Annotated in this window: 6 protein-coding genes; 3 read left to right on the top strand and 3 right to left on the bottom strand. The window is 68.6% G+C overall.

The genetic code is table 11. The annotated features are described in order from the left end of the window. The coding region (locus VFE05_17145; GenBank protein ID HET6231805.1) for a phycobilisome rod-core linker polypeptide at positions 1–4,668 on the bottom strand (4,668 nt) is incomplete at its 3' end. Between the two features lie 401 nt (positions 4,669–5,069). Between VFE05_17145 and VFE05_17150 the strand changes: the two genes are divergently transcribed. The 3 genes from VFE05_17150 (at position 5,070) to VFE05_17160 (ending at position 7,339) form a co-directional block, all read left to right on the top strand. After that, the gene (locus VFE05_17150; protein HET6231806.1) at positions 5,070–5,513 is read left to right on the top strand and encodes a hypothetical protein; all 444 of its coding nucleotides are present in this window, start codon (positions 5,070–5,072) and stop codon (positions 5,511–5,513) included. 97 nt (positions 5,514–5,610) lie between these two features. Then, positions 5,611–6,417: a CbiX/SirB N-terminal domain-containing protein gene (locus VFE05_17155; GenBank protein ID HET6231807.1), complete on the top strand. Its 807-nt coding sequence runs from the start codon at positions 5,611–5,613 to the stop codon at positions 6,415–6,417. Beyond that, entirely contained in the window at positions 6,410–7,339 is a 930-nt protein-coding gene (locus tag VFE05_17160) for a DR2241 family protein (protein HET6231808.1), read from the top strand. The genes VFE05_17155 and VFE05_17160 overlap by 8 nt, the downstream gene beginning before the upstream one ends. Positions 7,340–7,477: 138 nt before the next feature. On the opposite strand, the gene VFE05_17165 is transcribed toward VFE05_17160, so the two are convergent. Together VFE05_17165 and VFE05_17170 are read right to left on the bottom strand one after the other, a co-directional pair. Beyond that, on the bottom strand, positions 7,478–7,747 hold the full coding sequence (locus tag VFE05_17165) for a DUF2442 domain-containing protein (GenBank protein HET6231809.1): 270 nt from the start codon (positions 7,745–7,747) through the stop codon (positions 7,478–7,480). Between the two features lie 274 nt (positions 7,748–8,021). After that, positions 8,022–8,336 carry a hypothetical protein gene (locus VFE05_17170; protein ID HET6231810.1) on the bottom strand — a complete coding sequence of 105 codons (315 nt, stop codon included), beginning with the start codon at positions 8,334–8,336 and terminating at the stop codon, positions 8,022–8,024. Between the last annotated feature and the right edge of the window lie 69 nt (positions 8,337–8,405).

Here is an 8,405-nt window from a genome sequence, read left to right on the forward strand (position 1 = left end):
TCCGCCCGCCAGCCCCGCCGGATCCTCCTGCGTGAACTTGCCGGTTTGCGGGTCGTAGTAGCGGTTGCGGCGGTACATGAGGCCGCTGGCGTCCTGCGCGTCCTGCACCAGGCTGCCCATCCAGGCGATAGGGCCGTACACCGTCTGCCGCTTCAGCAGGCGAGAGACGCCCATGTACGCGCCGGGGAAGTCCCGCTCGATGCAGCGCACCTGCGTGGTGTCCGGCCCCTCCTCGGGGTTGGTGTTGCCGATAGTGCCGCCCTCGCCTCCGCTGCTTCCGCTTCCCGACGTGATCACTTCGTTGGACGGCATCCACACCGTTTTGCACCGTGTGGCGTACCCATCGTCGAAGGTACTCGTCTCGTACGCGCTCTTCCAGTTCGCGTGCGGCACTATCAGCACGGGATCGGGGAAGTCGTAGCTGTAGTCCATGCGGATCAGGCCGAGCGGCTGGTCCAGCCTGCCGGCATGCACGTACGCCACTCGCCCGCTGGGTGCCCACGCGGAGGTGTTCGGGCCGCCGTATGCGTGACCCTGCGCCGTGCTGTCCACCTCCGCCCGGTGCGCCAGCGCCGCGATGTTCGTGGAGTCGAGCCCCGCCTCCTTGTCCGCCTGGGTGTTCGGATAGCGCATCTCGTACAGCACCTGATCGCCGTCCCACACGGTCCGCTTCGTCGTGTTGTCGCAGCGCGGCAGGTCGCTCGGGCACGTGCCTGGAAGTGCGGTTCCCAGCGGGTAGTTGCCCTCTGGTGTCGTCGTGCGGACCAGCACACGCCGGCCCAGCGCATCGTACGCATACGTCTCCGTTAGGTCCTGAGAGCCGTGTGCCGGTGCCTGCCCGGTGCAGCTCGCCGCTGCCAGGCTGTACAGGCAATCCGCGTCGCGGCGGAAGATCGCGAGCTTGCCGTCGGCTCGGTAGCTGCTGTTCGTGGAGAGGACCTGCCGGCCCGACTGGTCCGGGGCGCCTGGCCCGGAGACGGTGTCGGCTGTTTGATGGTAGTCCCCTTTTTCGTCAACCCACCAGGCCTGCACGAACTCGGTGAAGTACGCACTATTCTGATTCGCACTGCTTCCCGCGGTGATCAGTTGAAGTCCAGCGATGGTGGTGTCGCTGACGGCATCGCCCGCGGCGTTGAAGACGCGCTTCTCGTGGCGCTGCTGGGCCACGCCGATCGTGCTGTTCGTTGGCGTGTGGGAGCCGAGATGACGGCCCGTGCCCAGCTCGTAGCTCTCGCGGATCGGGTAGCCGGCGGCATTGACCTGGCCGGGTGCAATGCCCATTCGCAGCCGGAAGGTGGTGTTGCCCAGCGCATCGAAGCCGTACTCCTCCTCGGAGTCGCTTTCCTGGGGCGTGTTGACGATGCGGTCCTGGAAGCTCCAGACGAGGTGGCCCAGTCCGTCGTAGGCCATCTGCTGGATGTCGGACATGGTGCGCGCGGTCGTCACCTTGCCGCGGCGGTCGTAGACCAGCGAGTCGTCGTAGAGGCTGCTGCGGATGCGGCGCGTCATGCGCCCGTCCGCGTCGTAGTGGTGCGTCTCCCGGATGTTGCCCGGCAGCACCAGCGTGTCGAGCTGCCCTTCCAGCGTGTACCTGAAGCGGTTGATGTGCCCCAGCGGGTCCGTCACCGAGGCCAGCGCGCCCGTGGAGTCGTCGTAGGCGTACGTCGTCTGCCACGCGGCGCTGTCCTGCGTGAGACTGCGCGGGTGGTTGAGGGCGACCTGCCGGCCTTCCAGGTCGTACACGTGGCCGATGGTGTAGTCGTGCTGGCCCTGCACGAAGCTGCCGCTGCTGCTCGCCACCCACGAGCGGTCGGTGTTCAGCGCACCCCCGGGATAGTAGCTCCGGCTGATGCGCGCGGTGGCGTTGTTCGCCGCGAGCATCCCGCCGCCGGCGTCGTACTCGAAGTGCGAGGTGTCACCCGGAATTGCCCCGTTCACGTCTGAGCGCGAGGGGACGTAGCGGTCGGTCAGCCGGTTCAGCACGTCGTACTTCATCCGGATGTGGTCGCCCAGCCGGGTGACCACCGAGTCCGCGTTGCCGGCCGCGTCGTAGAAGGTGCGCTCGATCGTGTTGTTGATGGTGTCGCCCGGCGTGTTGTCGGGCGCCATCTCGGAGACCTTCCGGCCCGCGGGATCGTAGCGCCAGCGGGTGGAGATGGTGTCGATGCCCAGGCTGTCCGGGTCGGACCAGCGGTCCGCGCGCAGCAGCAGCCCGCCGCGGTCGTAGTAGCTCTGCACGTGCAGGGTGGGATGCGCCGTGTTCTTGATCAGGCTGCCGGCGACGGTCGTGTACTGGAGCGAGGGTGCGTAGCTGTACGTGTGCGTCACCTGGTCCATCACGTCGTACACTGTGCTGTCGGTCGCGAGGTGGGTCGCGTCGATGTAGCTGCGCGTGAGGTACACGCGGCCGTAGGCGTCGCTCAGCGAGGTGGTGCGTGCGCCCAGCGGGCTCAGCGTCTCGCTCGGGTTGCCGAGAACGGCGTCGTACAGCACCTGCTCCGCGGCCTCGCCGCGCGCTCCGGCGGCCGCGCTCCGCACCCAGTCCACGCGACCTTCCGAGTCGTAGTGGTAGCGGACGCCGCGCATGCTGTCCTGCCCCACCTGCTGGAAGTCGCGGTTGCCCGCCGCGTCGTAGTGCATCTTCGTCAGCAGCCCCGTCGGCGACCTCACCTCCGTCACGAAGTCCGGCCAGCTCGTGTCGCCGTACGTGTACTTCGTCACGGCCGAGCTGTCGCTGCCGTTCGACTTGGGGCCGAACGGGTTGACCGCGGCCGTGCTGTCCACGCCGCCACGGGCGTTGTACCAGGCGCGGCTCACCATGCGCGTGCCGCCTGCGCCCAGCGCGTCCATGCGCGTGACCGCGCCCGGGAAGCGCGGATCGCCGCGCACCACCACCGCGGTCGAGTCGCCGCGGGCGTTGACGATCTTGCGCGGCGCGCCCCAGCGGTCCAGCCAGAAGCGGTTGTAGATGGTGCTGTCGGTCCGCGGGCCGCCCATCAGCGTGTACGTGTCCGTCGTCCACGCGGGCGCGCCCGGCGGCTGGTTCGCGGCGGGAGCCAGCCCGCGCGTCTCCTGCGCCTGGAAGCCGAGCACGATGTCCGAGCCCTGCCCCTGCATCTCCAGGCGCGAGTTCGCCAGCTTCCCGCCCGCGTCGTAGCCGAAGCGCGAGACGGTGCCGCGCGCATCCGTCTGCGTCGCCACTCGGCGTGGCGTGAGCGCCGCGGTGTCGAACGTCATCACCTCCGTCGTGGCGTCCGGATCGGTGAACTGCGTCAGCCGGCCCGTTCCATCCACGCTCATCGTGACGCTGCGCTGGGCCGTGCCTGCCGTCAGCGTGGCTGCGCTCAGCTTGCCTGCGTTCGCGTAGGTGAAGCCGTATTGGTAGCCGCTCACGCCGTACAGGTGGATCGTGTTCAGCCGCTTCGTGGCCGGGTCCACGTCGAAGGTGGTGCGATGTGCGAAGCGGTCCTCGCTCGCGATCTGGAAACCCGCGGAGTCGTACCAGATCTTCGCTTTGCCCGGCAGCTCGCGCGCAAAGGTGTACGGCTGGGTGGATGTGGGGACGTACTGCCGGATGGTGTCTCCGCGCGAGACCACGTCGCCGTACCACACGTACGAGGCGAAGCTGGCGGGGTTGTAGACCTGCGTGCTCCCGTCGCCGCCCACCCACAGCAGGCGGTTGTTCGAGACGGCGATCACCTGCTCGAATCCTGCCAGCCACCACCCCGCCCCGAACGCGGAGGCCGAGCGGTTGACCACCGCCATCTCACCCGATGCGCTGTAGCTCGCCACGACCGTGCTGCCCGAGTACGCGGTCACCTGCAGCGTGTACGGGTAGAGGCCGGTGGGCTGCAGGATGTCCCAGTCCCAGCCAATGGTAATGCGCCGCGACACGTTGGCGCCCCAGCCGGTCCAACTCCCGGTGTGGGATGCCTGCCCGGTAATCGCGACCGTGGCATCCACCCGGTCGGCTGCGGCGGGCAGCGTCACGTAGGCGCCCACCAGCGGGTGCGGCTGCGCGTGCTGGCTGTTGTACAGCAGCACGGGTGTGCGTGCCTTGCTGCGGATGCGCACCGAAGGCAGCGCGTGCGCCAGCCGCAGGTCACCGCACTCGTACGCACCGCCCGAGACGGCGATCGTCAGGCACATGCCGCGCATCTGCGTGGCCGACGCCTGCGCAGGCTCCAGCGACAGGCCCGGCTTGGCGCAGTCCCACACCTGCATGGGGCTGCCCGGCACCCCGCGGTCGCCGAAGCGCGCCGTGTACTCGCTGCTGTTCAGCAGCGCGTTCATCACCCCTGACCAGTCGCTGCCCACAGGTGCCGAGCTCCACTCGTTGCCCACCGGCTCGCGAGCCATCAGGTGCAGGTAGAGCTGCTTCGTCACGTCCGCGTTCGTGCGTCCGGTGATGAACCGCGTCTGGTACTCCACGGAGTAGACGGCCTGCTGGACGATGTAACGCATGCTCCGCGCGCTGTCGGGCGGAGCCTGCCAGAACGCCACCTCACCCGGCGTCGCCTCGCGCTCCAGCACCTGGCGGTACACACCCTGGACCGCCTCCACGCGCGTGGGACTGCACTGCGCGGCGGCGGTGGAGGTCCACGCGACAGGAACAATCAGTGCGATGGAGAGGGAAGCCGAGCGGACGAGCCGGAGGAAGGGCATCATGCGAAATCGTGTGATAAAGGTGGAGTTTGGTGAAGAGGGCTGCATTGCGACTGCACGCCGGGAGATGGTGTGCAGTGGGACAGACGAGCGAAAAACGAAGGCTGGCGTGCTGATGGTTTTGAGAACGTATAAGCAGGACCGTATTCGCACAACCGGAATCTTGTCCGGTTTCGAGCTGCCGCTCCCCAGCAGCCGCAAAGGCAGATTCTCGCGTAGCCGCTGGCCCAAGCCTGTGAACGGATCTGATTGCGGCCGAATCCGGCGCCGCATCCATTCCGGCTTCACAGAACCGAGCGGTGATACTCGCGGCGCCTGAATCTCCCTGGTGGATTTCGCGCCTCTCGCGACGTAGAATCCTGTGTGCACATCTTCCGTACAATTCGCCATTTCAGCCCAAGAGCATGGCCGACGACGATCTGCGCCAGCGAGCCGACCAGCGGTTCGAGAGCGCGCTGAAGGATGCCGGAGCGCGCGACCCGCGCGACTTCTACCGCGCGCAGATGGTGAAGCTGCGCGAGGCGGGTGGCGACGGATACAAGCGCGCGCTCGGCTACTTCCAGGCGAAGCTGATCCCGCGGGTGGCGGAGGAGGAGTCGGATCCGCTGGCGGAGTGGCTGGAGTACGGGCGCGTGCTGGCGGTGCTGACGGCGCCCGGCCGCACGGTGCAGCTGGATGCGAGCGGCAAGGCGAGCGACTACACTCCACCGGTGCCGCGGGATCATCTCGTTCTCCATCTCCCCGAGAAGGCGAGCCAGCCGGCCATCCTCGTCGGCCTGCCGGCGAAGCTGTCGCCCGCGCAGAAGGCGGCGTACGGGCTGCTGGTGAAGGGCGAGCAGGGCTCCTGAGCGGGCCGCGCCGCATCTCCCCCATCCCTTGCCCGAACCCCATCGCGCGCCCATTCTTCCGCTCGCCAAGTCACGAGCACGGAAGGAGAAGCGCGGTTTGCAAGCCCTGATCATCATCGGCCACGGGTCGCACCTGAACGCCGACTCCAGCGCCCCCGTATACCGGCACGCCGAGGCGATCCGGCGCACGGGGGCGTTCGACGAGGTGCGCGAGTGCTTCTGGAAGGAAGAGCCCTCCATGCGCGAGGTGTTCGACCTGGTGGAGGCCGACGAGGTGTACGTGGTCCCTCTCTTCATCTCCGAAGGCTACTTCACGCGCGAAGTCATCCCGCGCGACATGGGGCTGGACGGGCCCGCGCCGTCCACCACGCGCAAGCTGAGGAAGACCATCCACTACACGCCGCCCGTGGGCACGCATCCGCTCATGCCGGGCATGATCCTGCGGCGCGCGGAGGAGATCGCCGGGCTGAGCGACGAGCAGGCGCGCGGGGCGGGGCTGGTGATCATCGGCCACGGGACGGAGCGGAACAGCAACTCCAGCGAAGTCATCTACCGCGTGAGCCGCGAGGCGGACGCGGCGGGCGTGTTCGGGCACGTGCGCACCGGGTTCCTGGACCAGCAGCCCAAGGTGGGCGAGGTCGTGGACGAGATGGAGGAGCGGACGCTCGTGCTGGTGCCCTTCTTCGTCGCGGAGGGCTGGCACACGCAGGAGACCATCCCCGACGACCTGGGGCTGCACCGGCCGGCGGTGAGCCCGGTGACGGAGAAGGACGGGCGGACGGTGTTCTACGCGGCGCCCGTGGGCACCTTCCCCGAGGTCGCGGAGATCGTGCTCCAGCGCGCCCGCGAGGCAGGCGCGAGGGTGCCGGAGCATGTGCGCGTGGGGGAGCCAGCGTATGTCTGACACGCTGGAGATGCGCGGCATCCACGCGCTCGCGGGCGTGGCGGCGGCGCGCGAGGCGCTGGTGGCGTGGGTGGACGAGGCGGGAGATGCAGGGCGCGTCTTCGTCCAGGCGCGGCTGCTCCGGGCCGGGGACGGTAGATACGAGATCCGCCACGCGCGCGACGTGCACCGCTCGCTCGCATCGCTATCGACCGTCACCGCCGATCCGTTCGCGGCGCGCGAGATCGCGCAGACGACGAACGCGGGCGAGCACCGGCCGCTGAAGACGGCGCCCAACCTGCGGCAGGGCTGGGCGATCGTCGACTTGGACGCGCGCGGGCTGTGGACGGCGCTCGACTACCTGTACCCGGCCTGCGCGGCGCACTGGCACGCCGGCCGCGACGGCTCGCTGCGGGTCACGCACTGGCGCGAAACCGCGGCGCGGCAGAGCGGCATCTACTCGTCCGTGCGTCTGCTGGCCGACGACGTGGTGCGCAACACGGTGCGCGCCTGCTGTGCGGACGCCGTCTGCCTGCGCCGCGTGGCCTGGGAGATCGATGCCGACGCGCCGCTCGCGCTTGCGGACGAGGGTGCGGTGACGGGAGATGCCGTCGTGCCCTGCCCCGAGGCGTGCTCGATGTTCGTCTCGTTCGCGCGGAAGGTGCTGGTCGTGGAGCGCTCGCCGCGAACCGAGGTGCCGGGGCTGGGCCTGATGGCGCCCGCGGAGTTGGAGCAGGTGCGGGAGATCGTGGCGGGCGCGGCGGCGGGCACGCTCGGCTCCGCGCGCGAAGGGGAGTTCGACGAGCCGACAAACTCGCGTCGCATGCGCTACCTCGCCGCGCGCCTGGCCGATGCCGCCGCGTCGCAGGAGCAGGCCGCAGCCGAGCTTCCGTGCGAGGGCTGCCCGCGGAAGGAGCCGTGCGCCGGCTGCCCGCTCGTGTGACGGAGCCGAAGTCCGGCAGATGAAAAGCTCCCCCGTCCGGTCCTCGGGCGGGGGAGCTTTTCACCGTCGACGATCATCGCCGAACAGCTTCAGTCGCCGATCACGTCACGGCTGACATCGCTGCAACAGAGGCATTCCCTAAGCCGCAGCGGCATTCCCGCGGACGGCGGGCACGCCGTCGAGCATACCGCGGACGCTGATGTCCTCGTCCACGTCAGGCCAGTGGATTCCGTGACCCGACCCGATGAGGCGCCAGTTCGCACGCTGGACGGGTGTCGCGTCCGAGAGCCGCCACGACCATGCGAGCGGAACGCTGATCGTGCGGCCGTCCGCCAACTCTGCGGTAATGGAGTCGTCAGTGACCCGCACCGAGGTGACTCGGGGGTCAACCTTGAGAACAGTGCTCATTCCACGCCTCCCGAACTCTTGTTTCGTGCTCGCGGATAATGGCTCGTAAGCGATTCAGCTCACGAGGAGTGAAGCCGTCGTTGCTCGCCAACATGAGCGGGGCCAACCAGAACTTGCACTGCATGCGTTCTCGCTCCGCATGGACGTGCATGGGCTCGTTACAGTCGAAGCTGTAGAAGAACAGTCGGTATGGACCAGGCACTCCCTTGATCGTCGGCATACACCACGATACTGCATCGCCGACCTCTCGCGCCAGAAATGGGTCCCAGGCGAATCACCCCATCTCGTCCAGGACTTCTTCGAACTCGCCGGCCATGGTGGGGTGGCCGTTGCGGTAGGCGGCGTCGATGCCCTTCTGGTACATGTCGCGGGCGTCGTCGTCGCGGCCCAGCTCGCGGAGGGCGTGGGCCAGGCGGCCGTACGCGTTGCCCTGGTCGTCGGTGAGCTTCAGGTACTCGGTCAGCTCGGTGACCACGGCCTCCCAGCGGCCGATCTTCTCGTACTCCATCGCCAGCCCGAAGCGGGGGCGCGGGTCGCGCGGGCTGGCCTGCACCATCTTCCGCAGCGTATCGATCCTGGAGCTTTCCACCCGTCCCTCCGGTTGGCGGTCGTGAGCGTGGTCGCGCGGCGGAATCTACACGCCTGCCGCGCGATGTCA

The sequence above is a fragment of the Longimicrobiaceae bacterium genome, assembly GCA_035696245.1.
In the GTDB taxonomy this organism is placed as follows: Bacteria; Gemmatimonadota; Gemmatimonadetes; order Longimicrobiales; family Longimicrobiaceae; genus DASRQW01.

What these genes read in the sequence shown, in the direction of transcription:
- VFE05_17150 (HET6231806.1), top strand. Translation starts at nt 5,070, where the DNA reads ATGGCCGACGACGATCTGCGCCAGCGAGCCGACCAGCGGTTCGAGAGC.
- VFE05_17160 (HET6231808.1), top strand. Translation starts at nt 6,410, where the DNA reads ATGTCTGACACGCTGGAGATGCGCGGCATCCACGCGCTCGCGGGCGTG.
- VFE05_17165 (HET6231809.1), bottom strand. Translation starts at nt 7,747, where the DNA reads ATGAGCACTGTTCTCAAGGTTGACCCCCGAGTCACCTCGGTGCGGGTC.